Origin of the sequence: Cruoricaptor ignavus, from assembly GCF_014961145.1 — a bacterium.
Classification (GTDB): Bacteria; Bacteroidota; Bacteroidia; order Flavobacteriales; family Weeksellaceae; genus Cruoricaptor; species Cruoricaptor ignavus.
In genome coordinates this window covers 1,788,780-1,814,615 of record NZ_CP063145.1, presented here as the reverse complement: position 1 = coordinate 1,814,615, position 25,836 = coordinate 1,788,780, and the positions used below count along the sequence as shown (strand labels likewise).

General features: G+C 46.7%; 32 protein-coding genes. 22 read left to right on the top strand and 10 right to left on the bottom strand.

Features of this window, described 5'->3' with window-relative positions; all coding sequences use genetic code 11:
• Positions 1–15 precede the first annotated feature (15 nt).
• Both ribD and IMZ16_RS08725 read left to right on the top strand, forming a co-directional pair.
• Complete coding sequence (ribD, locus tag IMZ16_RS08730) at positions 16–1,035, top strand: bifunctional diaminohydroxyphosphoribosylaminopyrimidine deaminase/5-amino-6-(5-phosphoribosylamino)uracil reductase RibD (RefSeq protein WP_227411503.1); 1,020 nt, start codon at positions 16–18, stop codon at positions 1,033–1,035.
• The gene (locus IMZ16_RS08725; protein WP_193439717.1) at positions 1,032–1,637 is read left to right on the top strand and encodes an IMPACT family protein; all 606 of its coding nucleotides are present in this window, start codon (positions 1,032–1,034) and stop codon (positions 1,635–1,637) included. Before ribD ends, IMZ16_RS08725 begins: the two co-directional genes overlap by 4 nt.
• Here IMZ16_RS08725 and IMZ16_RS08720 read toward each other — a convergent pair.
• Positions 1,634–2,317, bottom strand: coding sequence for a zinc metallopeptidase (locus IMZ16_RS08720; RefSeq protein WP_073178918.1), 684 nt, complete (start codon positions 2,315–2,317; stop codon positions 1,634–1,636). The two genes, IMZ16_RS08725 and IMZ16_RS08720, sit on opposite strands and share 4 nt — an antisense overlap.
• Positions 2,318–2,420: 103 nt before the next feature.
• Here IMZ16_RS08720 and IMZ16_RS08715 point away from each other — a divergent pair, with 103 nt between their 5' ends.
• The 18 genes from IMZ16_RS08715 to IMZ16_RS08630 all read left to right on the top strand — a co-directional run bounded on the left by IMZ16_RS08715 (position 2,421) and on the right by IMZ16_RS08630 (position 17,443).
• On the top strand, positions 2,421–3,569 hold the full coding sequence (locus IMZ16_RS08715; RefSeq protein WP_193439716.1) for a GNAT family N-acetyltransferase: 1,149 nt from the start codon (positions 2,421–2,423) through the stop codon (positions 3,567–3,569).
• Positions 3,566–3,769: a hypothetical protein gene (locus IMZ16_RS08710; RefSeq protein ID WP_193439715.1), complete on the top strand. Its 204-nt coding sequence runs from the start codon at positions 3,566–3,568 to the stop codon at positions 3,767–3,769. Before IMZ16_RS08715 ends, IMZ16_RS08710 begins: the two co-directional genes overlap by 4 nt.
• Before the next feature lie 75 nt (positions 3,770–3,844).
• Positions 3,845–4,216 (top strand): NADH-quinone oxidoreductase subunit A, encoded by a 372-nt coding sequence (locus tag IMZ16_RS08705; RefSeq protein ID WP_193439714.1) that lies wholly within the window; start codon positions 3,845–3,847, stop codon positions 4,214–4,216.
• Between the two features lie 9 nt (positions 4,217–4,225).
• Entirely contained in the window at positions 4,226–4,783 is a 558-nt protein-coding gene (locus tag IMZ16_RS08700) for an NADH-quinone oxidoreductase subunit B (protein WP_193439713.1), read from the top strand.
• 85 nt (positions 4,784–4,868) lie between these two features.
• Positions 4,869–5,363: an NADH-quinone oxidoreductase subunit C gene (locus tag IMZ16_RS08695; RefSeq protein WP_193439712.1), complete on the top strand. Its 495-nt coding sequence runs from the start codon at positions 4,869–4,871 to the stop codon at positions 5,361–5,363.
• A gap of 12 nt (positions 5,364–5,375) precedes the next feature.
• Positions 5,376–6,599: an NADH-quinone oxidoreductase subunit D gene (locus tag IMZ16_RS08690; RefSeq protein WP_193439711.1), complete on the top strand. Its 1,224-nt coding sequence runs from the start codon at positions 5,376–5,378 to the stop codon at positions 6,597–6,599.
• Between the two features lie 48 nt (positions 6,600–6,647).
• Positions 6,648–7,154: an NADH-quinone oxidoreductase subunit NuoE family protein gene (locus tag IMZ16_RS08685; RefSeq protein ID WP_193439710.1), complete on the top strand. Its 507-nt coding sequence runs from the start codon at positions 6,648–6,650 to the stop codon at positions 7,152–7,154.
• Between the two features lie 10 nt (positions 7,155–7,164).
• A complete protein-coding gene (locus tag IMZ16_RS08680) occupies positions 7,165–7,428 on the top strand; it encodes a DUF2442 domain-containing protein (protein WP_073178904.1) in 264 nt (87 codons plus the stop codon).
• Positions 7,412–7,678 carry a DUF4160 domain-containing protein gene (locus IMZ16_RS08675; RefSeq protein ID WP_193439709.1) on the top strand — a complete coding sequence of 89 codons (267 nt, stop codon included), beginning with the start codon at positions 7,412–7,414 and terminating at the stop codon, positions 7,676–7,678. Before IMZ16_RS08680 ends, IMZ16_RS08675 begins: the two co-directional genes overlap by 17 nt.
• 2 nt (positions 7,679–7,680) lie before the next feature.
• Positions 7,681–9,039 (top strand): NADH-quinone oxidoreductase subunit NuoF, encoded by a 1,359-nt coding sequence (gene nuoF / locus IMZ16_RS08670; RefSeq protein WP_193439708.1) that lies wholly within the window; start codon positions 7,681–7,683, stop codon positions 9,037–9,039.
• Between the two features lie 32 nt (positions 9,040–9,071).
• Complete coding sequence (locus IMZ16_RS08665; RefSeq protein ID WP_193439707.1) at positions 9,072–10,094, top strand: 2Fe-2S iron-sulfur cluster-binding protein; 1,023 nt, start codon at positions 9,072–9,074, stop codon at positions 10,092–10,094.
• 10 nt (positions 10,095–10,104) lie between these two features.
• Positions 10,105–11,169 carry an NADH-quinone oxidoreductase subunit NuoH gene (gene nuoH, locus IMZ16_RS08660; RefSeq protein ID WP_193439706.1) on the top strand — a complete coding sequence of 355 codons (1,065 nt, stop codon included), beginning with the start codon at positions 10,105–10,107 and terminating at the stop codon, positions 11,167–11,169.
• Between the two features lie 76 nt (positions 11,170–11,245).
• The gene (locus tag IMZ16_RS08655) at positions 11,246–11,800 is read left to right on the top strand and encodes a NuoI/complex I 23 kDa subunit family protein (protein WP_193439705.1); all 555 of its coding nucleotides are present in this window, start codon (positions 11,246–11,248) and stop codon (positions 11,798–11,800) included.
• The gene (locus IMZ16_RS08650; RefSeq protein ID WP_193439704.1) at positions 11,800–12,294 is read left to right on the top strand and encodes an NADH-quinone oxidoreductase subunit J family protein; all 495 of its coding nucleotides are present in this window, start codon (positions 11,800–11,802) and stop codon (positions 12,292–12,294) included. The genes IMZ16_RS08655 and IMZ16_RS08650 overlap by 1 nt, the downstream gene beginning before the upstream one ends.
• The gene (gene nuoK / locus IMZ16_RS08645; RefSeq protein ID WP_073178893.1) at positions 12,295–12,624 is read left to right on the top strand and encodes an NADH-quinone oxidoreductase subunit NuoK; all 330 of its coding nucleotides are present in this window, start codon (positions 12,295–12,297) and stop codon (positions 12,622–12,624) included.
• 3 nt (positions 12,625–12,627) lie between these two features.
• On the top strand, positions 12,628–14,541 hold the full coding sequence (gene nuoL, locus IMZ16_RS08640; RefSeq protein WP_193439703.1) for an NADH-quinone oxidoreductase subunit L: 1,914 nt from the start codon (positions 12,628–12,630) through the stop codon (positions 14,539–14,541).
• Positions 14,541–16,052: a complex I subunit 4 family protein gene (locus IMZ16_RS08635; RefSeq protein WP_193439702.1), complete on the top strand. Its 1,512-nt coding sequence runs from the start codon at positions 14,541–14,543 to the stop codon at positions 16,050–16,052. The genes nuoL and IMZ16_RS08635 overlap by 1 nt, the downstream gene beginning before the upstream one ends.
• A 14-nt stretch (positions 16,053–16,066) precedes the next feature.
• On the top strand, positions 16,067–17,443 hold the full coding sequence (locus tag IMZ16_RS08630; protein WP_193439701.1) for an NADH-quinone oxidoreductase subunit N: 1,377 nt from the start codon (positions 16,067–16,069) through the stop codon (positions 17,441–17,443).
• A 73-nt stretch (positions 17,444–17,516) separates the two neighbouring features.
• Here the strand turns inward: IMZ16_RS08630 and mazG are convergent, their stop codons facing one another.
• Genes mazG through ruvX form a run of 4 tightly spaced genes read right to left on the bottom strand, consistent with a single transcriptional unit; the run spans position 17,517 to position 19,910 of the window.
• The gene (gene mazG, locus IMZ16_RS08625; RefSeq protein WP_193439700.1) at positions 17,517–18,290 is read right to left on the bottom strand and encodes a nucleoside triphosphate pyrophosphohydrolase; all 774 of its coding nucleotides are present in this window, start codon (positions 18,288–18,290) and stop codon (positions 17,517–17,519) included.
• A gap of 47 nt (positions 18,291–18,337) precedes the next feature.
• The gene (locus IMZ16_RS08620) at positions 18,338–18,901 is read right to left on the bottom strand and encodes a DUF5606 family protein (RefSeq protein ID WP_317173207.1); all 564 of its coding nucleotides are present in this window, start codon (positions 18,899–18,901) and stop codon (positions 18,338–18,340) included.
• 26 nt (positions 18,902–18,927) lie between these two features.
• Positions 18,928–19,500, bottom strand: a complete 573-nt coding sequence (def, locus tag IMZ16_RS08615) for a peptide deformylase (RefSeq protein WP_193439699.1) — start codon at positions 19,498–19,500, stop codon at positions 18,928–18,930.
• On the bottom strand, positions 19,497–19,910 hold the full coding sequence (gene ruvX, locus IMZ16_RS08610; protein WP_073178881.1) for a Holliday junction resolvase RuvX: 414 nt from the start codon (positions 19,908–19,910) through the stop codon (positions 19,497–19,499). The genes def and ruvX overlap by 4 nt, the downstream gene beginning before the upstream one ends.
• A 75-nt stretch (positions 19,911–19,985) precedes the next feature.
• On the opposite strand from ruvX, the gene IMZ16_RS08605 reads away from it, so the two are divergent.
• Positions 19,986–20,465 carry a SixA phosphatase family protein gene (locus tag IMZ16_RS08605; RefSeq protein WP_193439698.1) on the top strand — a complete coding sequence of 160 codons (480 nt, stop codon included), beginning with the start codon at positions 19,986–19,988 and terminating at the stop codon, positions 20,463–20,465.
• Here IMZ16_RS08605 and IMZ16_RS08600 read toward each other — a convergent pair.
• From IMZ16_RS08600 to IMZ16_RS08590, 3 genes are read right to left on the bottom strand one after another with little or no spacing between them, the layout of a single operon-like run.
• Positions 20,462–22,024, bottom strand: coding sequence for a serine hydrolase (locus IMZ16_RS08600; protein ID WP_193439697.1), 1,563 nt, complete (start codon positions 22,022–22,024; stop codon positions 20,462–20,464). The genes IMZ16_RS08605 and IMZ16_RS08600 overlap by 4 nt on opposite strands.
• Positions 22,025–22,027: 3 nt before the next feature.
• On the bottom strand, positions 22,028–22,336 hold the full coding sequence (locus IMZ16_RS10510; RefSeq protein ID WP_193439696.1) for a type II toxin-antitoxin system RelE/ParE family toxin: 309 nt from the start codon (positions 22,334–22,336) through the stop codon (positions 22,028–22,030).
• The gene (locus tag IMZ16_RS08590; protein ID WP_073178874.1) at positions 22,321–22,542 is read right to left on the bottom strand and encodes a hypothetical protein; all 222 of its coding nucleotides are present in this window, start codon (positions 22,540–22,542) and stop codon (positions 22,321–22,323) included. The genes IMZ16_RS10510 and IMZ16_RS08590 overlap by 16 nt, the downstream gene beginning before the upstream one ends.
• Before the next feature lie 53 nt (positions 22,543–22,595).
• Here IMZ16_RS08590 and IMZ16_RS08585 point away from each other — a divergent pair, with 53 nt between their 5' ends.
• Entirely contained in the window at positions 22,596–23,957 is a 1,362-nt protein-coding gene (locus IMZ16_RS08585; RefSeq protein ID WP_193439695.1) for an orotate phosphoribosyltransferase, read from the top strand.
• Positions 23,958–24,049: 92 nt separating this feature from the next.
• Here the strand turns inward: IMZ16_RS08585 and IMZ16_RS08580 are convergent, their stop codons facing one another.
• Together IMZ16_RS08580 and IMZ16_RS08575 are read right to left on the bottom strand one after the other, a co-directional pair.
• Positions 24,050–24,832, bottom strand: coding sequence for a T9SS type A sorting domain-containing protein (locus tag IMZ16_RS08580; RefSeq protein ID WP_193439694.1), 783 nt, complete (start codon positions 24,830–24,832; stop codon positions 24,050–24,052).
• Positions 24,833–24,913: 81 nt separating this feature from the next.
• Positions 24,914–25,690 carry a T9SS-dependent choice-of-anchor J family protein gene (locus tag IMZ16_RS08575; RefSeq protein ID WP_193439693.1) on the bottom strand — a complete coding sequence of 259 codons (777 nt, stop codon included), beginning with the start codon at positions 25,688–25,690 and terminating at the stop codon, positions 24,914–24,916.
• Positions 25,691–25,836: the final 146 nt, after the last annotated feature.

The following is a 25,836-nucleotide window of genomic DNA, read 5'->3' as shown; positions in this document are numbered from 1 at the left end:
TTTAGCAAATCAATTGTGGAAGACAAAGATTTAATGCGAAGGTGCATACAGCTTGCCAGGCTAGCAGAGGGCAGCACCTACCCGAACCCTATGGTGGGCAGCATAATAGTCTACAAAGGGAAGATCATCGGAGAGGGCTACCATGAGCGCGCCGGCAAACCGCACGCGGAAATCAACGCGATAAATTCCGTGGAAGACAAAAGCGTGCTGGAGGAGTCGGAAATTTTCGTTTCGCTGGAGCCCTGCGCGCATTTTGGCCGCACCCCACCCTGCGCGCTGAGACTTGCCGAAATAAAATTCAAACGGGTCATCATCGGCTGTACAGATCCAAATGAAAAGGTGGCAGGAAAGGGCATCGAAATTCTGCGGGCAGCCGGCATCAGCGTGACACAGGGGATCCTGGAAGAAGAATGCCGCGAACTCAACCGGCGGTTCTTTACTTATCATCAAAAAAGGCGACCGTACATAGTGCTGAAGTGGGCACAAAGCAGTGACGGATTTATTGACCAAAACCACCAGCCGTACCAGATTGGGAATGCCTTTACGAAGCAGATGGTGCATAGGATGCGCGCCGAGGAACAGGCCATCCTCGTTGGGAAAAATACTGCTATAAATGACAACCCCAGCCTAACGGTGCGCGAAGTTGCCGGCAGAAATCCCGTGAGAATTTTACTGGATACCAAACTTGCTGTCGCGGAAAATTTCAAAGTTTTCAATGATGAGGCGCCGACTTTGGTGTTCAACTCCGTTAAAAACGATGAGCGCGGCAGCGTTAGGTTTATTAAAACTGAAAGCTTGAATTTGGACGAGATTATTGAAGAACTGTATAACAATGAAATTCAGTCTGTTATGGTAGAAGGTGGGGGGCAAATCCTGGGAGATTTCATTAGACGAAACTTATGGGATGAAGCCGTTAATATTAAACGGCCGGATTTGCAGCTGCACTCAGGTACACCCGCTCCGGATTTTCCTTTCAGCCCGCTAAAGACTGAAATCTTCGGAAATAATACTGTAGAATTCTACCGGAATAAATGAACGAAATTTTTGAATTTCAGACGATAGCAAGCCCTGTAAAGGATATTACTTTCAAAGAAAAGGGCAGCAAATTCATAGGCTTCGCAACTCCGGTATCTGATGAAACTGAGGTGAAGAATGCTCTTGATGAGGTCCGCGCCCTTCATCCGAAAGCCACGCACCATTGCTATGCCTACCGGCTGGGCATTGCGGGAGAAATCTATAGGACTAATGACGACGGGGAGCCTTCAGGAAGTGCCGGCCTGCCAATCTACAACCAGATTTTGTCTCACGGAATTACCGATCTTCTACTGGTCGTGGTGCGCTACTATGGCGGTACCAAGCTGGGCGTATCTGGGCTAATAAAGGCGTATAAAGAATCTGCGAAGATGACTTTGGACGAAACGGAGATCATCACCAAGGAGCTGGAAATCAAACTATTAACTAAATTCCCATTGGTAAAGCAGAATGTGGTTTTCACGCTGCTGAATAAATTTTCTGCTGAAATAAAAAATTTCACCGCTGAAGAACAGGGTGAAATTTATGCGAAAATAAAAGCCAGATATAGGGAAGAATTTACACAAAAACTTTCGGAATTGGCTATTGAGTTTGAATTCTTTTAATCCCTTCTGCCATTAAGCATTGAAATGAAATACAGCAGCTGCGCCAGCGAACCAAGTGCCGCTACTACATAAGTTCTTGCCGCCCACTTCAGCGCATCCTTCGCGCCGGCATACTCGTCCGGGGTTACCGTACCGGTATTCTGGAGCCACGCCAGCGCCCTGTTACTCGCGTCGTACTCTACCGGCAAGGTTACGAATGCGAAAGCGGTAGTGACTGCAAAGAGTATAATTCCGAGAGTGAAGAGTGTAGGATTTCCATAGGAAGCCATCACAAAAATTCCCGCCATTAAAACAAACTGCAGAAGGTAAGACGATATGTTGACAATTGGTACTAACGCTGAGCGCAGCTTCAGCATAGAGTAGCCTACGGCGTGCTGTACGGCGTGCCCGCATTCGTGAGCGGCTACGGCGGCGGCGGCGGCATTCCGCTGCATATAGACCCCTTCGGAAAGATTCACGGTTTTATTGAGAGGATTGTAATGATCCGTCAACTGCCCGGGTACCGACACTACCTGCACATCGTGGATTCCGTGGTCGCGCAGCATTTTCTCTGCCACCTCCTTTCCGGACATCCCGTTGCGGAGGTGAAGTTCGGAATAGCGTTTAAATTTTGACTTCAGCATCGTCTGCACAGCCAGAGACGCCAGAAAGATGATTCCAAAAAGTAAATAGTAGCTCATTTAAACTTTATAAATGTTATGTTTAAATCCTTACTAAAAAGTGTGCCAAACGCTTTAAAACTACGGCAGGAAGTTTTCTGCGTAAACCGTATCTTTGCCCCTGATGAGCACAGCGGAAAATCTACAAATCATCGAGGTAAAAACACGGGTGGACTTAAGGAAGTTCGTCCGCTTCCCGATAGAGCTTTACCGTGATAATCCTTATTTTGTGCCGCCCATCATAGGTGATGAGATGGAAATCCTGAACCCGAGGAAAAACCCTGCCCTCGCCTACTCGGATGCCAGGCTGTATATTGCGATAAGGGGGGGCAGCGTGGTCGGGAGAATCGCTGTGATCATCAACCATAAGGAGGCCAGGGAGCTTGGGATAAAGAAGGTGCGCTTCGGATGGCTGGATTTCGTTGATGACCAGGAAGTTTCGCGCGCTTTGATTCAGAAAGCTGTGGATTTTGCGGAAGAAAATGGGATTATAAAAATAGAAGGTCCGATGGGCTTTACCAACCTGGACAAAGCGGGGATGCTGACCATGGGTTTCGACCGCCTCGCAACGATGATCGGGCTATACAATTTTGAGTATTATCCGCGGCATCTCGAGAACCTTGGGCTGGAAAAGGAGAAAGAATGGGTGGAGTACGAAATTGAATTCCCCGATGTCCTGCCCGATAAAATCACGAAATTCAGCGAGCTGATCAAGGAAAAGTACGGCCTCCGGGTTTTAAAATTCAAGAAAAAGGAGGAATTGCTGCCGCTGGTGGAGCCGATGTTTCGCCTGCTGGATGAAACTTACAGAAACCTCTCCACCTATACCCCGCTGACAAGCGAGCAGATGGAAACCTACAAGGAACAGTATTTTTCATTCATCAATAAAGACTTTGTGATCTGCATCGCCGATCCGGAAGACCGCCTGATCTCCTTCGCTATCACGATGCCCAGCTACTCCGAGGCACTGCGGAGAGCGGGTGGCCGCCTCTACCCTTTTGGCTGGATGCATCTTCTGGAAGCCAGCCGCAGGAACGACAGGGCGAATTTTTACCTCATCGGCATACATCCGGAGTACCAGCGCAGGGGCGTAACAGCAATAATTTTCAAAGAAATTTATGAAACCTTCCGGAGAAAAGGCGTAAAGTTTCTTGAAACAAACCCCGAGCTGGAGGAAAATAAAAGCATACAGCTTCTGTGGCAGGATTATAACCCTATAAATCATAAACGGCGAAGAACCTACGGGATGGACATTACTAACTGGAGCGTATGAATTTTAACAAGCATCTTTACATCTACGGCGCGCTGATCCTCGCTTACCTCTTACTCAATCTCTTCCCGCCCACTGATGATGAGCGTACGAATACCGCAGTCATCATTTTGTTTGGCAGCATACTTTTGGCTTATCTGGCAGTTATCGCCATATTATTTTTAAAAAAAATGAAGAACGCCAGTAAAGATGATAAATTATAATGCTTCTAAATTAAAAACCTACTCTGAATGTCCCTATGATTTTCTCTAACTTTGTTTGCTGAATTTTTGAATCCTATGAATCTGCCTACAGACTACATCCCGATTTTGATAATGGCTGCGGTTTCCGTAGGCTTCGTGCTGATGTCTTTGCTTGGCGCAAAATACCTTGGCGCAAGGCAGCGCAAAAGCGCGGTGGAAAAAAACAAAAACTTTGAGTGCGGCATCGAGCAGGAAGGAAACGCAAGAACGCCGTATTCCATCAAATATTTCCTTACGGCAGTGCTTTTCGTGCTGTTCGATATTGAAATCGTATTCTTTTATCCTTACGCCGTGAATTTCCTGGGCTTCGGCTGGGAAGGCTTCGCTGCAATTTTAGCATTCGTAGGCGTGTTTTTTGTAGGTTTCATTTATGTGCTGAAACGCGGCGCTTTAGACTGGGATAAGTAAACAACTGAAATGCAAGAGAATAAACCCGTAATAAATACCAACGCTGCACCGCCAGCAGGTTACGAAGGTGAAGGCTTCTTTGCCACGAAACTTTCCGACCTTATCGGTTTGGCGCGCTCTTATTCGCTTTGGCCGCTGCCATTCGCTACATCGTGCTGCGGCATTGAGTTTATGGGCACTATGTCCCCCCATTATGATTTGGCGAGATTTGGCAGCGAAAGGATGAGTTTTTCACCAAGGCAGGCCGATGTAATCTTGATTTGCGGAACCATCGCTAAGAAATTAGCACCGGTACTGAAGGAAGTCTATACACAAATGGCAGAGCCAAAATGGGTAATAGCCGTGGGAGCATGTGCCTGCAGCGGCGGAATTTTCGACACCTACTCCGTTCTGCAGGGCGTGGATAAGATAATGCCGGTGGATGTGTATGTGCCGGGCTGCCCGCCAAGGCCAGAGCAGATTTTGGACGGGATAATGGAGGTGCAGAAATTAGCGCAGAACGAAAGCCTGAGGAGAAGAAATTCACCGGAGTATAAGGCTTTGCTGGAAAGCTACGGTATTAATTGATGATAAGTGATAAGCGATAATTAAAGAATGTGAGAGTATGAAAAATAAATCCTTGCTCTCGATTCTTGTATCTTGAATCTACAGTATGACGAATGATTTTGTTTTAGAAGCGCTGAAAAGGGAATTCCCAGAAAGCATCGTGCAGCACTCTGAACCTTACGGGATGCTGACGGTAGAAGTGCGCAAAAACGATGCGAAGAAAATCATACATCATCTGAAAGATTCATCGCTGAATTTCCATTTTCTTACAGATGTTACAGGAATTCATTTCCCGGAAAATCCAGAAAAGGAACTGGGCGTGATATATCACCTCCACAATATGCCGGAGAACACCAGGCTTCGCATAAAGGCCTACATGCCGAAGGATGATGCGGAAATCGATTCGCTGACGGACTTATTTGCAGGGGCGAACTGGATGGAGCGCGAAACTTACGATTTCTACGGCATAAAGTTTAAGGGACATCCCGATTTGAGAATTATTTTAAACGATCCTGAAATGGGCTATCATCCAATGCTGAAGCAATACCGCTTGGAAGACGGCACAAGAACGGATAAAGACGATAAAATGTTCGGCAGATAAAGCCGTAAAGCAATGAAGGACAACGCACTTTCAAACCTTTTAAACTCGTACGATGCACAGGAGCAGATCGACGGGCAGCTTTATACGCTGAACCTTGGGCCTACGCACCCTGCAACGCACGGGATTTTCCAGAACATCCTCACGATGGATGGTGAGAGAATCCTGCATTCCGAGCAGACGGTGGGCTACATTCACAGGGCTTTTGAAAAAATTGCCGAGCGGAGGAATTTCGCGCAAATTACCACACTTACGGACCGGATGAATTACTGCTCAGCACCGATTAACAACATCGGCTGGCACCTCACCGTAGAAAAGCTGGCAGGCATCGAAGTTCCGAAGCGTGTGGATTATATGCGTATCATAATGATGGAGCTGGCGAGAATTGCCGACCACCTGGTTTGCAACTCGGTAACCGGTGTAGATACAGGCGCTTTGACTGGCTTTACCCATGTTTTCCAAGATCGTGAGCGCATCTACGAAATGTACGAAGAAATGTGCGGCTACCGAATGACGACCAATATGGGCAGAATCGGTGGTTTTGAGCGCGATTTTACGCCACGCTTCCACGAGATGCTGCGTGCATTTTTGGACGGCTTTCCGAAAAGATTCCAGGAATTCAGCAATTTGCTGGAGCGCAATAGAATCTTTATGGACAGAACGATAAACGCCGGCAGCATTTCTGTGGAAAGAGCCCTTAGCTACGGCTTTACAGGGCCAAACCTTCGGGCAACCGGTGTGGATTATGATGTTCGCTACGCTGCGCCGTACTCATCCTATGACGATTTTGATTTCGCAATTCCTGTGGGAACTTCCGGCGATACATACGATAGATTTATGGTGCGCCAGCAGGAAATTTGGGAGAGCATCCGGCTTGTGAAGAATGCGTACGAAAATCTTCCAGAAGGGCCTTTCCACGCTGATGTTCCGGATTTTTATCTGCCGGAAAAGGCCGATGTCTACACAAAAATGGAAGCCCTGATTTACCACTTCAAAATCGTGATGGGTGAGACGGAAATTCCACGCGGCGAAGTTTATAATTGTGTGGAGGGAGGCAACGGGGAGCTTGGCTTCTATTTGGTGAGCGATGGCGGCAGAAGCCCGTACAGGCTGCATTTTCGCCGGCCTTGCTTCATCTATTATCAGGCTTATCCCGAGATGATTACCGGTGCGCAGATTTCGGATGCCATCGTAACGCTGAGCTCGCTAAATGTAATTGCAGGTGAGCTGGATGCGTAAAGTTTTAAAAATTAAAATTAAGAGTTAATTATTCTTAATTGATTGTAAATGAGTGAAATAGCTTTCAGACCGGAAGTTTTAGAGCAGGTCGATATAATTATAGCACGCTATCCTGAAGGGCGGCAGAAATCGGCGCTGATTCCCGTGCTGCATATTGCGCAGAAGGAATTTGGCGGCTGGCTGGATGTTCCCGTGATGGATTATGTGGCTGATTTACTGCAGATTAAGCCGATTGAAGTTTATGAAGTGGCGACTTTCTACACCATGTTCAATATGAAGCCTGTGGGAAAGTATGTGCTGGAAGTGTGCAGAACAGGGCCTTGTATGGTGCGCGGAAGCGATAAGATTTTAGAGCATATCAGAAGGGTGCTGAACATCAATGACGGTGAAACTACGGCAGACGGAATGTTCACGCTGAAGCCTGCGGAATGCCTCGGAGCTTGCGGCTATGCACCCATGATGCAGCTTGGGAAATTCTACCACGAGAATTTAACAACTGAAAAAGTGGACGAAATCCTGCAGCTGTGCAGAGATGGAGCGATAGATTTGGGCTGATGAAATAATTATGAGAGAGATTCCAAATTTAAAATCTGCAAAACCAGTTGGAAACTTTGTACTAGAACTAAGTTTCGATGACGGCGTTCAGGGAAAAGTGGATTTGTCCGAAATTCCGAGATGTGGATTTTTCAGTGTTTGGAATAATGATTTTGAAAAGTTTTCAGTCGACCGCAATATCATCAGCTGGAATGAAAACTGTGAGATGGATGCCGATGCAATGTATTTGAAAATCATTGGAAAAAACTTTTTTGAATATGCCGGAAATCAGTAGATTTTATGGGATTGTAATCTATATGTATTTGCAGGACCATAATCCGCCACATTTCCACGCAAGGTACGAGGAGTATGAAATAATGATTGCAATTGAAAACTTTGCAGTAATAAAAGGAAAATTCCCACCCAAAGCTTTATCAATGGTAATGGAGTGGGCCGCAATCCACAGGGAAGATTTGCTTAAAAATTGGAACAACTTAAATGAAAACAATCCGGCTTCGTTTGAAAAAATCGAGCCGCTAAAATAATAATGAGCAGGAAACTTTTACTTAAAAACGCACACATCGAAGGCATTCGGTTTTTCGAGGCTTACCGAGAAAACGGAGGCTATGCTGCCGTGGAAAAAGCTCTGCAAATGACGCCGGAAGAACTTGTGGAACAGGTGAAAACTTCCGGACTTCGTGGGCGTGGCGGTGCAGGCTTCCCTACCGGAATGAAGTGGAGCTTCCTTGCAAAACCTGAAGGCGTGCCAAGACACCTGGTGGTAAATGCAGATGAATCCGAACCAGGAACCTTCAAAGACCGGTACCTGATGGAGTACATTCCGCACCTTTTGATTGAGGGAATGATTATCTCGTCCTTTGCGCTCGGCGCCAATCTTTCCTTCATTTATATCAGAGGTGAATATTCCTGGATTCCCGATATTCTGGAGCAGGCCATCGAAGAAGCGAAAGCAAACGGATTTTTAGGCAAAAACATCCTGGGCACCGGTTTCGATTTGGAAATCTTCGTGCAGCGCGGTGCCGGAGCCTACATCTGCGGAGAAGAAACGGCCCTTCTGGAATCTCTGGAAGGCAAGCGCGGAAATCCACGGCTGAAACCGCCATTCCCCGCTGTGAAAGGGCTTTGGGAAAGGCCAACGGTAGTAAATAATGTAGAAACCATCGCTGCCATTGTCCCAATCATCGAGCTTGGGGGAGAGGAATATGCGAAAATCGGTGTGGGGAAATCTACCGGAACCAAACTGATTTCTGCCTGCGGAAACATCAACAAGCCGGGTGTTTACGAAATCGATATGACGATTTCCGTGGAAGAATTTATTTATTCTGACGAATATTGTGGCGGCATTCCAAACGGAAAACGGCTGAAGGCTTGCATCCCGGGCGGTTCTTCCGTGCCGATTCTTCCAGCGAATCTTCTGCTGAAAACAATGAACGGCGAACCTAGGATGATGAATTACGAATCTTTGGCAGATGGAGGCTTTGCAACGGGAACAATGATGGGTTCTGGAGGCTTTGAAGTTCTGGACGAAGATCAATGCGTGGTAAGGCACACGATGAGTTTGGCGAGGTTTTACAACCACGAATCCTGCGGGCAGTGCACACCTTGCCGCGAAGGAACAGGATGGATGTACCGTATCTTGCAAAAAATCGAGAACGGACAAGGCACTATGCAAGACATCGATTTGCTGTGGGACATCCAAAGCAAGATTGAGGGCAACACCATTTGTCCGCTGGGCGATGCCGCAGCTTGGCCTGTAGCTGCAGCGATACGGCATTTCCGCGATGAATTTGAATGGCATATTTTAAATCCCGAACTTTGCCGCACGCAGAACTACGGATTGGCAGGATATGCAGATCCTATATCGGCAGTTGCCGCAACAGTATAATAAAATCTGCGCCTGATTTTGGCAAAGAAAATATGAGCGAAGAAGTAAAAAAATTCAAAATCACGATAGACGGACAAACCACCGAGGTAGATGCCGGCACCACAATTCTGGAAGCCGCGCGGAAAATCGGCGGGAAATCCGTACCGCCTGCAATGTGCTACTACAAACCTCTGGAAACAAGCGGCGGCAGGTGCAGAACTTGCCTGGTGGAAGTTTCCAAAGGCTCCGAGGCAGACCCAAGGCCGATGCCAAAACTAGTGGCAAGCTGCAGAACAGCGGTGATGGACGGAATGGAAGTGAAAAACCTGACTTCCGAAAAAGCGCAGACTGGAAGAAAGGCGGTGACGGAATTTCTTCTTCTTAACCACCCTTTGGATTGCCCGATTTGTGACCAGGCCGGCGAATGCCATCTTCAGGATTTGGGCTACCAGCACGGCGTAGAAAATACGAGAACAGAATTCGAGCGGCGGACTTTCGAGCCGGAAGACATCGGGCCGTACATCAAGCTGCATATGAACCGCTGCATACTTTGTGCAAGATGCGTTCTGACGGCTAATCAACTGACGGAAGAAAGGGAGCACGGCATACTTTTCCGCGGAGACCACGCCGAGATTTCAACATATCTCAACAAAGCGCTTACCAACGATTTCATCGGCAATGTGATTGATGTATGCCCTGTAGGTGCGCTTACCGACAAAACTTCAAGATTTGCAAGCAGGGTATGGTTCACCAAGCCGATGGATGCCCACTGCACATGTGATAAATGCTCTGGCAAGGCGGTGCTCTGGATGAAGGATGATGAAATTATCCGGGTTACGGCGCGGAAGAATCAATATGATGAAGTGGAAGATTTCATCTGCAATGAATGCCGATTCGAGAAGAAGGACCCGAAACTCTGGACGATTGAAGGCCCGAGACATATTGACAGGCACTCTGTGATTTCACTGAATCATTACGAAAACCCGAAGGATTATTTCCGCCAAATTGATAACCGCGATGCGAAGGAAATCAGCGCTTCGGATGATAATCAGTATGGCGAAAAAATTTTGGAATAATTAACTTAAAATGAGCGTATTAACTTTTAAAGTTATCCTGATATTAGTTCTCTTCCTGGTTTCGCTGCTTGTGGCGGCGTATTCAACCTGGGGGGAACGGAAAGTGGCTGCCGTGATGCAGGACAGAATCGGGCCGAACAGAACGGGGCCTTTCGGTTTGCTGCAGCCTTTGGCAGATGGTGGAAAGTTTTTCTTCAAAGAAGATTTTACGCCTGCAAATGCAGATAAGTTCCTCTTTGTGCTGGGGCCATCTTTAGTAATGTTCATCTCGCTGATTACCGGCGCTGTAATACCCTGGGGGAAATCTCTGAACATCGGCGGTGAAAGTTTCGCACTGCAAATTGCAGATATAGATGTGGGCGTGCTTTACCTCATCGGGATGCTGTCCATCGGCGTTTACGGCATTTTGCTCGGTGGTTGGGCATCCAATAATAAATATTCCCTGATTGGCGCCATCCGTGCTAGTTCGCAAATGATTTCCTACGAATTGGCAATGGGGCTTTGCCTGCTATGCATCATCCTGATGAGCGGCAGCCTTAACCTCAGCGAAATCGTGGCACAGCAGGGCACCGGGAAAATCTGGGGCATCCTGCCGGAAGTTTCCGGAATGAACTGGAATATATTTTATCAGCCTTTAGCCTTCATCATTTTTTTCGTAACAGCTTTGGCGGAAACGAACCGTGCACCTTTCGATTTGGCAGAATGCGAAAACGAACTGGTGAACGGCTATCACACGGAATATTCATCGATGAAGCTGGGGCTGTATATGTTCGGCGAATATGTGAACCTATTTATTTCAAGCGCATTCATCACCTGCCTTTTCTTCGGCGGTTATCAATATCCAGGGATTGACTGGGTGACGGAAAACTGGGGCGAAAACTGGGCAGGCGTGCTCTCCATCCTGGCAATGTTCACCAAGGTGGTAATAGGAATTTTGATTTTTATGTGGATCCGCTGGACTTTGCCGCGATTCAGATATGACCAACTGATGCACCTTGGCTGGAAGAAATTCATACCGCTATCTCTCGTGAACCTTCTGATAACAGCCGTGGTAATGCTGCTGATCCACAGATGATGAACGATAGGTGTTGATTGATAATTGATTAAATTGCTGAACTGATTTCCTGACAAGGAAGTAATTAAGCTAAGAAATGAAACTGACGAACCGCTCTAAAGTTGCTTCGAATAAGAAAATGACGCTGGCTGAAAGCGTGTACCTGCCTGCCGTTTTCAAAGGTATGGGCATCACGATGAAGCACGCCATTAAAACCATCGTGAAAGGGCCTGCCACAATTTCTTACCCTGAAGAAAAAAGGCACCGCGCGAAAATCTGGCGTGGGCAGCACATACTGAAGCGCGACGAAGAAGGCCGCGAAAGATGCACAGCCTGCGGACTTTGCGCCGTGGCCTGCCCTGCCGAAGCCATCACGATGACCTCAGGCGAAAGAACAAAGGACGAACTGCACCTATACCGCGAAGAAAAATACGCCATCACTTACGAAATCAATATGCTACGCTGCATCTTCTGCGGAATGTGCGAGGAAGCCTGCCCAAAATCAGCGATTTATCTGACGGATAGGCTGGTAAATGTGGAATCCAACCGTGGTTCTTTTATCTATGGTAAGGACAAACTGGTGGAGGATGTGAATAACAGAATCGATATAACGCCGCGGCAAACTGAACGCCAAAAAAACGCTGTGAAGTAATGGATCAGATTGTATTTTTCGTTTTGGCGGCCATTACTTTAGCGAGCGCGGTATATTTCGTGGTGGGGAAAAACCCGCTGTATGCCATTCTTTCGCTGGTTGTCACCTTCTTTTCTATTTCAGGTTTTTACCTGATGTTGAATGCGCAGTTCCTCTTCATCATCCAAATCATCGTGTATGCCGGTGCCATTATGGTGCTCTTCCTCTACATCCTTATGATGCTGAACCTCAATAAGATAGATGATGTAAAGAAACATAATGCCAATAAATTTATCGGAGTTTTCGCAACCTGCATTCTGTTTTTGGGATTGCTGGGCGCTTACAAAGGTTTGAGCGGAAATACCGTGGCAACTTCTGCCGATACTACGGTGGGGCTGACGAAGAATCTTGGGAAATTACTATTTAATGAATATGTGCTGCCGTTCGAGTTTGCATCCATCCTGATTTTGGCGGGGATTGTGGGCGCGGTGCTTGTCGGCAAAAGAGATTTGTAAATGGAAACCGGAAATACATTCATACAAACCATCCCAATTGAATACATTATCGTGCTGAGCACGGTGCTGTTTTCGCTCGGCGTTTTGGGTGTTTTGCTTAGGAAAAACGCCATCATCATTCTGGGTTGTGTAGAGCTGATGCTGAACTCCGTAAACCTTCTTCTGGCGGCGTTTTCCGCATACAATGGTGATGCTGCCGGGCAAATTCTGGTGTTCTTCATAATGGTGGTAGCAGCGGCGGAAGTTGCCGTAGGGCTTGGCATTATTGCGATGATGTACCGCAACGCTAAGTCGGTGGATATCAGTATTTTAAACAGATTAAAAGGCTAAAGGATGGAACAGTTAATTTATGCGATAATTCTTTTGCCGCTGTTTGGCTTTGTATTCAACGGGCTTTTCGGGAAAAGGATGCCGAAGAATGTTGTTGGCACTTTGGCAAGCTTGATGGTTTTTGCGCCGTTCTGCATTGCACTGGGAATTTTTTCCGGCTTTACCGCCGGTTCTCAGCCTATAATCATCAACGCTTTTGAATGGTTTAAGGTAGGAAATATCAGCGTGCCTTTCGGTTTTCAGATTGACCAGCTTTCGCTGATGATGACGCTGATTATCACAGGTATCGGCTCGCTCATTCATCTCTACTCCATCGGATATATGAAGGAAGACCCTGGTTTTTCGCGGTTCTTCGCATACCTTAATCTCTTTATTTTCTCGATGCTTTTGCTGGTGCTCGGCAACAATTATCTCATCCTATTCATCGGTTGGGAAGGTGTTGGCATTTGCTCATATTTGCTCATCGGATTTTGGTTTAAAAACTGGGAATACGGCAAGGCTGCAAGGAAGGCATTCATTATGAACAGAATTGGCGACCTTGGTCTGCTCATTGGTATCTTCCTGATTGCCAACCAGTTTGGCGCGATTGATTATTTGACGGTGAGAAACGCTTCCGCAAATTTCGATGTGGATGCACCTATTTTGATATTCATTTGTGCCAGCCTGTTCATCGGCGCCATCGGGAAATCTGCACAATTCCCGCTCTTTACCTGGCTGCCTGATGCAATGGCTGGGCCTACACCGGTTTCCGCGCTCATCCACGCTGCCACAATGGTTACCGCCGGAATTTACCTGGTAGTGCGCACAAATTTCTTATACACACTTACGCCTACAGTTCAGGAAGGCATCCTATTCATAGGGCTTGTTACAGCGGCCATCGCAGCATTTATGGCGCTTCGACAAAACGATATTAAGAAAGTCCTCGCCTACTCTACCGTTTCTCAGCTGGGCTTTATGTTCGTGGCGCTGGGCCTCGGTGCCTACACCACAGCAATGTTCCATTTGATGACGCACGCTTTCTTCAAGGCACTTCTGTTCTTGGGCTCAGGCTCCGTAATTCACGCTATGAGCGGTGAACAGGATATGCGATTGATGGGCGGGCTGAAAAGTAAAATTCCGGTAACGCACATTACCTTCCTGATTGGTACGCTGGCAATTTCCGGCTTCCCGCTGCTTTCCGGAATGATTTCAAAGGATGAGATTTTAGCGGCAGCTTTCGCAAAATCACCGTGGATCTGGGCTACGCTGTTCATCGTGGCTGCTATGACAGCCTGCTATATGTTCCGCCTTTACTACCTCACCTTCCACGGAAATTTCCGCGGAACCAAAGAGCAGGAACAGCACCTGCACGAAAGCCCGATGAATATGACCATTCCACTGATTGCCCTTGCTGTGCTTTCTGTAGCTGGCGGCTTCATCAATCCTGCGCATTACATCGGTCACGGCAATTATGCCAAGCTTGCCGGCTGGCTTCAGCCTGTTTTGGCGCAGCGTTCCTGGGACGCTCAGGAAGCCTTGCTTAGCAGCCTGAGTTTTACCACAGAAATGATTTTAATGGCAGCCACAGTGCTGATGTTCTTCGGCGTCTGGCTTTGGATGAAAAAGAAATATGCTTCTCCGGACGGAATACCTCAGGCAGAAAACGAGTTTACAGGATGGGAAAGGCTTTCAGCACGGAAGCTCTACATCGATGAAATTTATAATGTGCTATTTGTAAAATTCGTGGAAGGCCTTGGCAGAGCCGGAAAAATGTTCGATAAGGACATCCTGGATCCTGCCGTTGAATTCATCGGTACAGGCGCAGAAGATTCGGGGCACGCTATGAAACGCCTGCAGAACGGCAACACCGAAACCTACATCCTGATTATGGCGCTGGCCATCGGTATTATATTAATTGTAAATTTCCCACTAATCTGATGTCTTATCATTTGCTTGCACTGCTGCTGCTTCCGCTTATCGGCTCTGCCCTGCTGTTCTTCCTCCCGAAGAATTTCAGCAAGTGGGCAGCCTTCCTGATTGCGCTTCTGCAGCTGGTTTTCACCTTTTATCTCCTGATAGATTTCGATGCGAAACCAACCGTGGATTCTGTGCTGCAGCACGAAATCAACTGGCCTTGGTCAGACAGGATTAAGAGCTCCATCCATTTCGGTTTGGATGGGCTTTCAATGCTGATGGTGATGCTTACCAACATCCTGGTGCCACTGATAATTTTTTCATCATTCAACGAAAGTAAAACCTACCCGTCAAGTTTTTATGCTTTAATATTAATGATGCAGTTCGGTTTGCTCGGCGTATTCACTTCGCTGGATGGCCTGCTGTTCTACATCTTCTGGGAAATCACCCTCATCCCGATTTGGTTCATCGTAGGATTATGGGGTGAGCCGGAAAAGCGACTGCACATTACCACGAAGTTTTTCGTGTTCACCTTCGTTGGCTCACTGTTTATGCTTGCCGGGCTCATTTATGTTTACACAAACGCCGCATCTTTCGCGCTCACCGATTTGTATAATGCATCACTGACTGTGGGCGAACAGAATGTGGTATTCTGGTTTATCTTCTTGGCTTTCGCCGTGAAGCTTCCAATTTTCCCGTTCCATACCTGGCAAGCTGATACCTATTCTTCGGCGCCAACTCAGGGCAGTATGCTACTTTCCGGGATTATGCTGAAAATGGCAGTGTACGGACTTTTCCGTTATCTCCTGCCGATTGTTCCTGCGGCAATCAGCGGAACTTCCGGCGGCATTGTGCTGCTTCTCGCGGTGTTCACCGTGCTTTACGGCGCACTCATCGCCATCGTTCAGAATGATGCCAAAAGGCTCATCGCTTTCTCATCACTTTCTCACATCGGTTTGATTACTGCCGGAATTTTCGCCGCAGCAATGCTCTGCCTGAAAATTTCTCAGCCCGGAAATCCGCAGTATTTCAGCGAAGGTGCTGAAGGTGCTATGGTGATGGCTTTTGCGCACGGCTTCAATGTAGTGGGGCTTTTCCTTTGTGCAGATGTGTTGATGAAAAGGTTCGGCACGAGGAATATCAATGAAATGGGAGGTGCTGCAGCGGTGATGCCGAAATTTGCAGTGCTGTTTATGATTGTGCTTTTCGGTTCGCTCGGTGTGCCGCTGACTAACGGTTTCATCGGAGAATTTCTGCTGATAAAATCCGTGTTTGATTTCAATACCGTGCTGGGAATTCTCGCTGGTTTCACCATCATTTTGGCGGCGGTTTACCTGCTGAGATTTTATGCAAAAACAATGTTCGGCAAAGGTGATGAGCAGAAGCTTTCCACGATAAATGATTTGTCGGATTCGGAATTTGCCGTGCTGGCAAGCATCGCAGGCTTCGCACTGATGTTCGGAATTTACCCTCAGCCAATCATCGAATTGGTAGGAAGTTCGCTGGAATTCATCTTCCATTCGATGGCAAGTTAATTTGATTTTTAGAGATGACAGTATTAATTATCGTTTTCCTTACAGCCATTGCAACGCTTTTCACCGGCACTTTCGGTCAGGGAAAGCTGGCGCGTTATGTGGGAATTGCCGGACTTCTTATTGCGCTGGGCTTCAGCTTCCAGCCGGAGCATCAGTTTTTCACGCAGTTTAAATCAATGTTTGATTTTGGTGCTAATGCTGCACTTTTCACACGCATCGCTCTTATCATCACCATCCTGATTTTTTTCCTGGGAAGTTTCGCATTCATCAGTCACCGCAGCCATCAGAGCGAACTTTATGCCCTGATGCTTTTCGCATTGTGCGGCGGCATCCTGCTGTTCTCCTTCCAAAATCTGGTGGTGCTGTTCCTTGGCATTGAGATTCTTTCAATTCCGCTGTATGTGATGGCTGGTGCTAATAAAACGGACATCCGTTCCGTAGAAGCATCGATGAAATATTTTCTGATAGGTGCCTTTGCCACTGGATTTCTGCTCTTTGGAGTTGCGCTAGTTTACGGCTCTGCGCTAAGTTTCGATATTTATGAACTGCATAATTTCGGCGTGGAAAACCCAAAAAATATGATGTTCATCAGCGGTGCCATCCTGATGCTTTGCGCTATGGCATTCAAGGTTTCGCTGGCGCCGTTCCATATGTGGAGCCCGGATGTTTATCAGGGTGCGCCTTCGCTCATCACTGCATTTATGGCAAGCATTGTGAAGCTCGCGGCGTTCTACGGCTTCTTCCGCCTGATGACGATTGTGTTTTCCGGCGTGCTTCCATCGTGGATAAACATCATCGGTGTTTTGGTAATCATCACAATGTTCGTAGCGAATGTGATGGGCCTTGCGCAAAGCAACGCCAAAAGGATGCTGGCCTACTCATCGGTTTCTCACGCAGGCTACCTTGGCTTGGTTTTCTTCGGGCTCACCAATCAGTCCGTGCACACATTGGCATTTTACCTCTTCGCATACTCCCTGGCAACGCTAGGCGTTTTCATCTCGCTGATTTATGTGGAAAAAATGAAACGCGAAACATCTTTTTCCGCCTTCAAAGGCTTGGTAAAAGCGGAGCCATTGCTTGCAGTTTGCGCCGCTGTTTCCGTACTTTCTATGGCAGGCATCCCTATTACTGCAGGCTTCGTAGCGAAATTCAACCTTTTTGCGCAGGCCATCAAAACCGCGCCATTTATGGTATTGGTAGCGGTGCTTGGTTCCGCTATATCCATTGCTTACTATCTTCGTTTGATAATGTCGATGTTTTTCTTCAAAGAAGACACCTTCGAAAAAACGGAAACGGCGAGCATCACCTATAAAATCGTGGCGGCCTTCATCATACTGCTACTTTTCGCATTAGGCATCAGCCCAGATTTATTTGCAAAAGGTTTGATGTAAAATATCTTGCCTAAATAAATAACCGCCGTACTGAAATGTGCGGCGGTTTTTCTTTGTGCTTGTGTTACTCAATTTACTCTTCCAAAATTCCCTTAGCTTCGTCCCAAAGTTCGTCCATTTCCTGAAGGCACATTTCTGTAAGGTTCAGTTTTCGTTCCGCGGCTATTTGCTCCATTTTTTGGAAGCGAGAAATAAACTTCTGGTTCGTGCGCTCTAAGGCTGTATCAGGATTGATGCCGGTAATTCTCGCATAATTGATGAGCGAGAAAAGCACATCGCCAAATTCTTCCTCCCTTTTCTCCGTAGCGCTTTCCGACTGAAATTCCGCAAATTCCTCTTCCACCTTTTTCAAAGCGGAATGCTCGTCCGGGAAATCAAAGCCAATACCCTTCACCTTATCCTGAATCCTGTAGGCCTTCACAAGGCTCGGCGTACCTTTGGAAACGCCCGCCAAAACAGAGCGATTGCCCTCTTTCAGTTTCAGCTTTTCCCAGTTCTGCTTCACGGCCTCCTCATCTTCCGCCGTTGCATCGCCGTAAATATGAGGATGGCGGAAAATTAGCTTGTCGGTCAGCGCATTGATGACATCTGCAATATCGAACGCTTTTTCCTCTGAGGCAATCTTCGCATAGAAAACCAAATGCAGCATTACATCCCCCAATTCTTTTTTGATTTCTGGCAAATTGTTTTCCAGGATGGCGTCAGAAAGTTCGTAGGCTTCTTCCAGCGTCAGATGCCGCAGGCTTTCCATCGTTTGCTTCCTATCCCACGGGCATTTTTCCCGCAAATCATCCATTATATCGAGTAGCCGGGAAAATGCTTCCAGTTTTTGCTGCTTGCTGTTCATCGTTTTCAAATAAAAAACCTTGCGCTACACAAGGTTTGTTAGGGTTATTAATTCTGGGTTTCTGTTTCGTCCGCCTTTTTCTTCGGCTTCGCAGTTTTCTTCGCCTTCGGTTTCTCCTCGGTTTCCTTCGCCGCTTTTTTCGCCTTCTTTGGCTCTGGCATTTCAGGTTCTGCTTCCGTAAAGCTCTCAGGCTCAGCAACTTCCGCATCTTCTCTCACGAAGCTTTCCGGCGTTATGTAGCCAGCCTTGTGCAGAATGTTGTACCATTGTGCAAGTTTCCGAATGTCCGAAATGTAAACGCGCTCGGTATCGTAGTTGGGCAGCGCTTTCAGCATAAAGGCGCGCAGTTCTTCGTCGGAAGATTTGTGCGGAATGCTTTCCTGATAATCATTGTCTTTTGCGATGTTTTCAAAGACTTCGAACAGCGGAACTTCCTGCTCAACCGTGAACATCGAGATATTATCCAGCAAACTTACCTGGCTTGAATTGCCGATTCTGATTTTCTTCTTCGTGCTCACATCTTCGATGATGAAGCCGGTTTTCAGTTGGGAAACCAGCTTGTAAAGCCCCGGTTTTCCGGAAATGGATATAATTTTTTCTAACTGCATCATTGTTGTTTTCTTTAAATTTTAGTTAATTATTTGGCGAAACGCATTTTATAGTTCACATCCACATCGCCGTTCGCAATTTTTGTAAGCTTGCCCTTCACCATTTTTTTCTTCAGAGGTGAAAGATAATCCGTGAAAAGTATGCCTTCAATATGGTCGTACTCGTGCTGAACAACCCTTGCCCTGATGTCCGAAAATTCCTCGGTATGCTTCTGGAAATTCTCGTCAAAATATTCTACCTTCACGGTTTCTTCGCGCAGCACATCCTCCCGAACTTCCGGTATGGAAAGGCAGCCTTCGTTAAATTTCCACGGCTCACCGCTGCGTTCCAGAATGGTAGGGTTGATGAAGACTTTCTTGAAATCCCGAAGTTTATCGGCCACATCCTTGAAATCTTCATCATCTGCCAAAGGTCTTACATCCACCACGAAAAGCCGCAGCGCAAGCCCAACCTGCGGTGCCGCAATCCCGATGCCGTTCGCATTGTACATCGTCTCAAACATATTTTCGATGAGTTCCTGCAAGCCGGGATAATCCTGCGGAACTTCCGCACATTCCTTCCGCAAAATCGGGTCGCCAAATGCTCTTACCGGTAAAATCATTTCTTCTGTTCTAAATAATTCTGCAGGATTATGGTGGCGCTTACCTTATCAATCAAGGCCTTATCCTGCCGCTGTTTCCTTCTCTTTCCGCTCTGGCTGATGTAGTAGGAGGCTATTTTTGATGTAAATCTTTCATCTAGCCTATCCACTTCCACCGCTGGAAATTTCTCTCTAAATTTTTGTATAAATGCCTGAATCTCAGTCTCAATCTCGGAAAGATTGCCCTTCAAATCATTCGGCAAGCCCACCACTATTTTCTCCACATCGTTTTCAGAAAAATACTTTTCCAAGAAGCTGAAAAGCTGCGAAGTTTCCACGGTGGGAAGCCCGCTGGAAATAAGCTGCAGATCATCCGTAGCAGCTATTCCTGTGCGCTTTCCGCCATAATCGATAGCGAGGATTTGTGGCATTTGGCAAAATTACGCAAAATTTATATTTTTACTCGAAGAATGCTTTTGCAAAGCTTTCGCTAAAAACTTTTACCAATGAAGACAATTTATCTCATCCGGCACGCCGAAGCAGAGCACCCGGAAAATACGGAAGATTTCGACAGGCCACTTTCTGAATACGGGCACCAGGAAGCGCGGAAAATGGCCAAGCACCTGGTGGACAGCGGCTGCAACATTGAGGGCTTCTTCACGAGCCCTGCAAAACGCGCCGCCACAACCTGCCGCTATTTTGCGGAAACCTTTGGCAATCGGGAAGTTACAAAGGTTGTGGATTTGTATGAGCCGCTTCTTACGGACTTCATCACCACAATTGCCAATTTGAAAATCACCTGCAATTCCATCGCGATTTTCTCGCACAACAACGGCATTACGGAATTTGGCAAATCTATCGATGAAAGCACACCGGATTTCCCGACCTGCGGTGTTGGCATTTACGAAATTAACACCAATGATTGGCGGAATTTCCAGGAAGCCGAGGGCAAACTTGTGAATTTCTTTAAGCCGAAGGATATTTAATTATTCTCCGCAGATTTTTTCCGCTTGAGATTTAAATCTTCAAAATCGAAACTGAAATCGGTAACAGAAGATATCGCTTTCATTTTTGCGGAAACCGCTTTGCCATCCTGAAAAGTGAAGGTAATGTAGGCATCGGCATCGTAGCTTCTGTCGTCCCATTTCACGATGAAGGTGTCGTGGGAATATGGCAGCATATCGCCTTTCAACCTTGGCGAAGTTCTACATTCCAACCGAAGTTTTTTCTTCTGCTCAAAAATCACCACATCACCAAACCATTGATCATTGTAAGCTCCAACAATCTGATTTACAGGAACTTGCTCTGATTTCTTCCTGCTAAATTCCGCAGCTTTGGCGTAGGCTTCGTTCCTTTCTTTATTGTAGCGCTCGTTCGCTTTTTGGTAACGCTCGCCGTAAGTTTTCAGCCAGTTTCTCTCCGAAATTCCAAGGTAAGAATCCTTTACCGTGTTAGTAATTGTGCTGAATGCCAGGCCCTGCTGCTGATTCGTTAGAACGATGATGCCCAGCTTTAATTCGGGCAATAGCGTGAATTGCGTCACCGTTCCAATCAGTCCACCGGTATGCTGCACCTGCAGTTTACCCATCACATCGCTAAGAAACCAGCCCAAGCCATAGCCGTAGAAATGCGTATCGTACGGGTTTTTCAGCGCCACAGTTTCTGGCATCTGCAGTTGCCATAGCTGCTGGATTTGCTTATCGGAAACCAGCTTCTTGCCGCTCTTCGTTGTGAAGCCGTTCATCAGGCAGTTGGCCCACAGTGCCATATCATCAATGTTGGAAATAATTCCTCCGGCAGCATTGGCCGTCTCATTCCAATCGTGCGGAACGGCAATGGCCTTCCTGTTCACAGGTGCATGAGCATCGATGATGTTCTTCGCACCGCCAGAAATCGCACGGTTGTAACTGCCGAAACTTGCATTCATCCCTACTGGTTTCAAGATGCGCTCCTCAATGAATTCCGCCCAGCTTTTCCCGCTGATTCTCGTGACAACTTCTCCAGCCACAATGTACATTATGTTATTGTAATTCAGCTTGTTACGGAAGGAATCCTTAGGCTCCAGGTAGCGAACATTGTGCACGATGTCATTAATGCTCAGCGTGCCGCCTTCCGGAAAAAACATCAAATCGCCCTGCCCTAATCCCAAACCGCTGCGGTGCGTCACCAGGTCTTTCACTGTGATTTCGTTCGTCACCGCATCGTCGTACATTTTAAATTCCGGGATAAATTTCGTCACCTTATCATCCCAGCTCAGCTTCCCTTCGTCCGCCAGCATTGCCAGCGCCACACAGGTAAAGCCTTTGGAATTGGAAGCGATGCCCACCAGCGTTTGCTCGTTCATAGGCTGCTGATTTTTCAGCGATCGCGTTCCGAAACCTTTGGCGTAAATCAACTTGTCGTCCTTCACTATGCCCACGGAAATTCCCGGGACATCGAATGTTTTCAGCGTGTTTTGGATTAACGCATCTAATTGATGCTCAGGAATTTGGGCGAAAGAAATTGCGAAAGCAAAAAGCGAGATTATAGCCGCACGGATTTTCATTTTCTAAAATTTTAATTTAGCAGGATTATTTCGGTTATCGAAAAAGAAAAGAACAGTAATATTATTGTCATCATCTAATTTATAATACAACGAATAATTCCGTAATATTATCAATCGGCGAACATTCTTTGCCCGACGATTTACAAGCAATCTTCCAATAAACGGAAACTGCATCAGGTTTTCCTCCGCTTCTTTCACGGCATTCCTGATTTTATTGGAATAATCAAAAGTAGCGTTTCTTTCATTCCAATAATTTAAAGTATTTTGAAACTCGTATGAGGCCCTCTCAGTCCAGCTTATTTTTCTGTGCATAGCAATTCTGCCATCCTGTGAACTTCGCTGCTCGGTACCGTTTTGCCTTCTTCCATTTGCCGCAGCCCTTCTTCAATTCCCTCGATTTCGTAATCCGAGAGCCCGTCGTACTCTACGGGCAAGCCAATTGCTTCCAGCACCCTTACAGCCATCTCATATTTTTCTGGGGAAACTTCGCCCACCAGTTTTATCGTGCTTGTTTGCATAAATCTTTTCTTCAAAGATAAACATTTGCCTAAATTTGTGGAAAACGATTTTTATGCAAAACAAACGGGATTTCTTCCTCGAGTGCTATGATTTAGGAATAATAAAATTCGGGCAGTTCACGCTGAAAAGCGGCATCCAGAGTCCGTTTTATGTGGACCTCAGGCCTTTGGCTTCGGATCCGAAAATTCTGAAATCGCTCGCCGAACAGCTGCTGAGCCTTACGGAAATCCAGAATTCCGAACTGATTTGCGGCGTGCCTTACGCTGCGCTTCCAATGGCAACGGCAATGTCCCTAAGAGCCGATATCCCACTGATTATCAAGCGGAAAGAAGCGAAAGCCTACGGCACGAAGAAACTGATAGAAGGCATCTACAAAGCCGGGCAGAAATGCCTTGTGGTGGAAGATGTGATAACTTCCGGGAAATCTCTGCTGGAAACCATTCCGGAAATTGAAAGCGAAGGCGTGAAGGTTTCCGAAATCGTGGTGGTGCTGGATCGTGAACAGGGCGGCAAGCAACTTCTTGAAAACCAAGGCTATAAGGTTTCGGCGCTTTTCACAATTTCCGAAGCGGTGGAAATTCTTCATCAGGAAGGAAAAATCAATGCCGACGAGGTGAAGAGGATTAAAGATTTCATCGCCGGAAACCCGATTAGTTTTGAGAAAAAACGGCGGCTAACCTATCAGCAAAAATTGGAAACGGCTGCGCACCCATCCGCTAAAAAACTTTTGGAAATAGCCATTGAAAAGCAAACCAACCTGATTGCCTCAGCAGATTTGCTGACGACTAAGGAGCTGCTCGCTTTCGCGGAAAAGGTAGGCCCGCACATTGCCGCGCTGAAAACACACATCGACATCCTTAGCGATTTCACTTTCGATGAAACCATTTATCCGCTGAGAAATTTAGCGCAAAAGCATAACTTCCTGCTGATGGAAGACCGCAAGTTTGCCGACATCGGAAGCACGCAGGAATTGCAGTATGCCTACGGAACTTACCAGATTTCCGCCTGGGCAGACCTGATTACAGCGCACTTGATAGCCGGCGAAAAGTCCGCGGATTTGTTTGCGGATACAGGTGTAGTGGCGATCCTTAGTATGTCTAGCGAAGGTGCGCTGACGGACGACCATTATTTCGGCAAGGCGGTGGAAATCGCGCAGAAACACCACAACATTTTGGGCGGCGTTTCGCAGAAATCTTTGCCGGAAGACCTGCTGCACTTTACGCCGGGCATCAACCTGGAAACTTCGGGTGATGGCAAAGGCCAGCAGTACAACACGCCGCATTTTGCTTTCCAAAACCTGGGCACGGATTTCATCATCGTAGGCCGCGGAATTTACAAAAACCCTAATCCCGAACAGGCTGCGCTTGAATACAAAATCGCCGGGTGGAAGGCGTATGAAGAAAGCGCGAAGTAATACAGACGCAAGAGCTGAGATTCAAGGCTTTAGATTATAAACAAAAAAGCCCCTCTCCTTTGGAGAGGGGTTTAGGGTATGGATTGTGAGGATTACTTCTTCACGAATTTCTGTACGCTCGTTTCTCCGTTGGCAAGACCTTTCACGATGTATGTGCCTTTTGGCAGGCTACTTACATTCAGATTGAAACCATCGGTTACCTCTGCTGTTTTCACCACCTTACCGGACATATCAAGTATTTCGATGCTGGATTTTGCTGCAAAAGTAAGCTCTTCAGCGACTACAGTATTTTTTATCAGCGCGTGCCTGGAAATTCCAACTTCAGATGTTGCAAGGGCACCCTCCACCACTAAGAAATCGTCAAAATAGGCTTTGGACGCTGCTCCGTAGGCACGGACTGCTACATCTAGAGAAACAGCTCCTGCACCAGCCGGCATCGTAGCCGTATGCTGAACCCAGGTACCGTTGGTATTTTCCAGATACTTGTTATAGGTTCTGAAAGCATCCTCTTTAGCGTCCGAGGTAGTATACACCGTTTTATTGCTGCCGTCTTTATATACGCTCCAAAGTCTGGCAAGGGAAGCCTTGCTGCCTTCGGTTTTATACCAGAAAGAAATGGTATAGGTTTTGCCAGCCTGCACTGCCACATTCTGATAAAAACCAGTCGTCTCGCTAGGGTTTTCATAACCAGCACTGCTGTTGCCGCTGTGCTTATCAGAAGTAATGAGCTGAGGATCCGAGTACCCCTTACCTGTACCGCCTTTCCACGGAGCAATTCCCTGTTCAAAACCTGGGTTCTGTACCAGGTTTGCCTGCTGTGCGTTTGCAGTAAATGCCAGCGCTGCAACGCCTAAGATTGTAAAGATTTTTTTCATAACTGAAAATTTTTAATTGGGTGTAAAGATAACAAAAAAGACCACCTGCGATAGATGGTCTTTGTTAAGGTTTCGTTAAATTTACTTCTTCACGATTTTTTGGGATACCTTCTCGCCGTTTACTACGCCGGTAAGGATGTAGGTACCTTTAGCAAGGTTCGCCACATTCATTCTGTCGTTCTCCTTCACGGAAGCAGTTTTTACCACCTGGCCGTTCATATTTACAAGGGATACGGTAGCTTCAGCACCGAAAACGATCTCCTCAGTTACAAAAGTAGTCTTAGCAAGTTTCACAGCTGTTTTGCTTGCGTCCAATACGCTAAGGCTTTTACTCTCAACCTTGATATCATCGATGAAGAATCTGTTGTTAGCTGTCGCTGCAGATGCTACAGTAATCTTCACATTACCATTACCGCCGGAAAGATTCACTGTATAAGTATTGAACTTACCAATCTCGATTGTTACCTGAGCAGGTGCAGCATTTGCGCCTTCTGCAGAAACGGCAAGATTCAGCTTCTCACCTTTCCCGTCCCAAGCGCCGGCTCTGAAAGTAAGAACACCGTCACCTGAAAGATTGATCGCCGGAGTGGTGATGCTTCCAGCAGCTTTTCCACTTCCTAGCTTCACACACTCTTTTGCCTTGTAAGCTTTTTCCAGGCCCCATTCGCCACCGGTAGAATATGCTTTCAGATCAGATGCAGCCACATTGTTTACGCCAGCATCCTTGTCGTTTTTGAAGTAGCCGTCGTTACCGCCCACACCATCTACATCATCAAATGTAGCGTTGAACACCACCTGCTGTGCGAAAGCAGAAGCTGCGATACCTACCACAGCAATTAGAGAATAGAATTTTTTCATCGTAAAAGATTTAATATGGTTTAAAATTTCAGCCACAAAAATAAGAGCTTTTTCCTTCCTGAGTAATATGCCAATGTTAATTATTTGTGAACTTTTAGAGCCATTCAATAGTCCACAGGCACCTGCTAAGTACCATACAATAATGC

Bases quoted from the DNA above. Each gene is read 5' to 3' on its own strand.
- IMZ16_RS08635 (WP_193439702.1), top strand. From the start codon at position 14,541: ATGTCTTATCATTTGCTTGCACTGCTGCTGCTTCCGCTTATCGGCTCT.
- IMZ16_RS08655 (WP_193439705.1), top strand. From the start codon at position 11,246: ATGAAACTGACGAACCGCTCTAAAGTTGCTTCGAATAAGAAAATGACG.
- nuoK (WP_073178893.1), top strand. From the start codon at position 12,295: ATGGAAACCGGAAATACATTCATACAAACCATCCCAATTGAATACATT.
- IMZ16_RS08710 (WP_193439715.1), top strand. From the start codon at position 3,566: ATGAATTTTAACAAGCATCTTTACATCTACGGCGCGCTGATCCTCGCT.
- IMZ16_RS08605 (WP_193439698.1), top strand. From the start codon at position 19,986: ATGAAGACAATTTATCTCATCCGGCACGCCGAAGCAGAGCACCCGGAA.
- IMZ16_RS08575 (WP_193439693.1), bottom strand. From the start codon at position 25,690: ATGAAAAAATTCTATTCTCTAATTGCTGTGGTAGGTATCGCAGCTTCT.
- IMZ16_RS08685 (WP_193439710.1), top strand. From the start codon at position 6,648: ATGAGTGAAATAGCTTTCAGACCGGAAGTTTTAGAGCAGGTCGATATA.
- IMZ16_RS08620 (WP_317173207.1), bottom strand. From the start codon at position 18,901: ATGATGCAGTTAGAAAAAATTATATCCATTTCCGGAAAACCGGGGCTT.
- IMZ16_RS08715 (WP_193439716.1), top strand. From the start codon at position 2,421: ATGAGCACAGCGGAAAATCTACAAATCATCGAGGTAAAAACACGGGTG.
- IMZ16_RS08585 (WP_193439695.1), top strand. From the start codon at position 22,596: ATGCAAAACAAACGGGATTTCTTCCTCGAGTGCTATGATTTAGGAATA.
- IMZ16_RS08690 (WP_193439711.1), top strand. From the start codon at position 5,376: ATGAAGGACAACGCACTTTCAAACCTTTTAAACTCGTACGATGCACAG.
- IMZ16_RS08700 (WP_193439713.1), top strand. From the start codon at position 4,226: ATGCAAGAGAATAAACCCGTAATAAATACCAACGCTGCACCGCCAGCA.
- IMZ16_RS08665 (WP_193439707.1), top strand. From the start codon at position 9,072: ATGAGCGAAGAAGTAAAAAAATTCAAAATCACGATAGACGGACAAACC.
- mazG (WP_193439700.1), bottom strand. From the start codon at position 18,290: ATGAACAGCAAGCAGCAAAAACTGGAAGCATTTTCCCGGCTACTCGAT.
- ruvX (WP_073178881.1), bottom strand. From the start codon at position 19,910: ATGCCACAAATCCTCGCTATCGATTATGGCGGAAAGCGCACAGGAATA.
- nuoH (WP_193439706.1), top strand. From the start codon at position 10,105: ATGAGCGTATTAACTTTTAAAGTTATCCTGATATTAGTTCTCTTCCTG.
- nuoL (WP_193439703.1), top strand. From the start codon at position 12,628: ATGGAACAGTTAATTTATGCGATAATTCTTTTGCCGCTGTTTGGCTTT.
- IMZ16_RS08680 (WP_073178904.1), top strand. From the start codon at position 7,165: ATGAGAGAGATTCCAAATTTAAAATCTGCAAAACCAGTTGGAAACTTT.
- IMZ16_RS08695 (WP_193439712.1), top strand. From the start codon at position 4,869: ATGACGAATGATTTTGTTTTAGAAGCGCTGAAAAGGGAATTCCCAGAA.
- IMZ16_RS08600 (WP_193439697.1), bottom strand. From the start codon at position 22,024: ATGAAAATCCGTGCGGCTATAATCTCGCTTTTTGCTTTCGCAATTTCT.
- IMZ16_RS08725 (WP_193439717.1), top strand. From the start codon at position 1,032: ATGAACGAAATTTTTGAATTTCAGACGATAGCAAGCCCTGTAAAGGAT.
- IMZ16_RS08580 (WP_193439694.1), bottom strand. From the start codon at position 24,832: ATGAAAAAAATCTTTACAATCTTAGGCGTTGCAGCGCTGGCATTTACT.
- IMZ16_RS10510 (WP_193439696.1), bottom strand. From the start codon at position 22,336: ATGCACAGAAAAATAAGCTGGACTGAGAGGGCCTCATACGAGTTTCAA.
- IMZ16_RS08705 (WP_193439714.1), top strand. From the start codon at position 3,845: ATGAATCTGCCTACAGACTACATCCCGATTTTGATAATGGCTGCGGTT.
- nuoF (WP_193439708.1), top strand. From the start codon at position 7,681: ATGAGCAGGAAACTTTTACTTAAAAACGCACACATCGAAGGCATTCGG.
- IMZ16_RS08720 (WP_073178918.1), bottom strand. From the start codon at position 2,317: ATGAGCTACTATTTACTTTTTGGAATCATCTTTCTGGCGTCTCTGGCT.
- IMZ16_RS08650 (WP_193439704.1), top strand. From the start codon at position 11,800: ATGGATCAGATTGTATTTTTCGTTTTGGCGGCCATTACTTTAGCGAGC.
- IMZ16_RS08630 (WP_193439701.1), top strand. From the start codon at position 16,067: ATGACAGTATTAATTATCGTTTTCCTTACAGCCATTGCAACGCTTTTC.
- def (WP_193439699.1), bottom strand. From the start codon at position 19,500: ATGATTTTACCGGTAAGAGCATTTGGCGACCCGATTTTGCGGAAGGAA.
- IMZ16_RS08590 (WP_073178874.1), bottom strand. From the start codon at position 22,542: ATGCAAACAAGCACGATAAAACTGGTGGGCGAAGTTTCCCCAGAAAAA.
- IMZ16_RS08675 (WP_193439709.1), top strand. From the start codon at position 7,412: ATGCCGGAAATCAGTAGATTTTATGGGATTGTAATCTATATGTATTTG.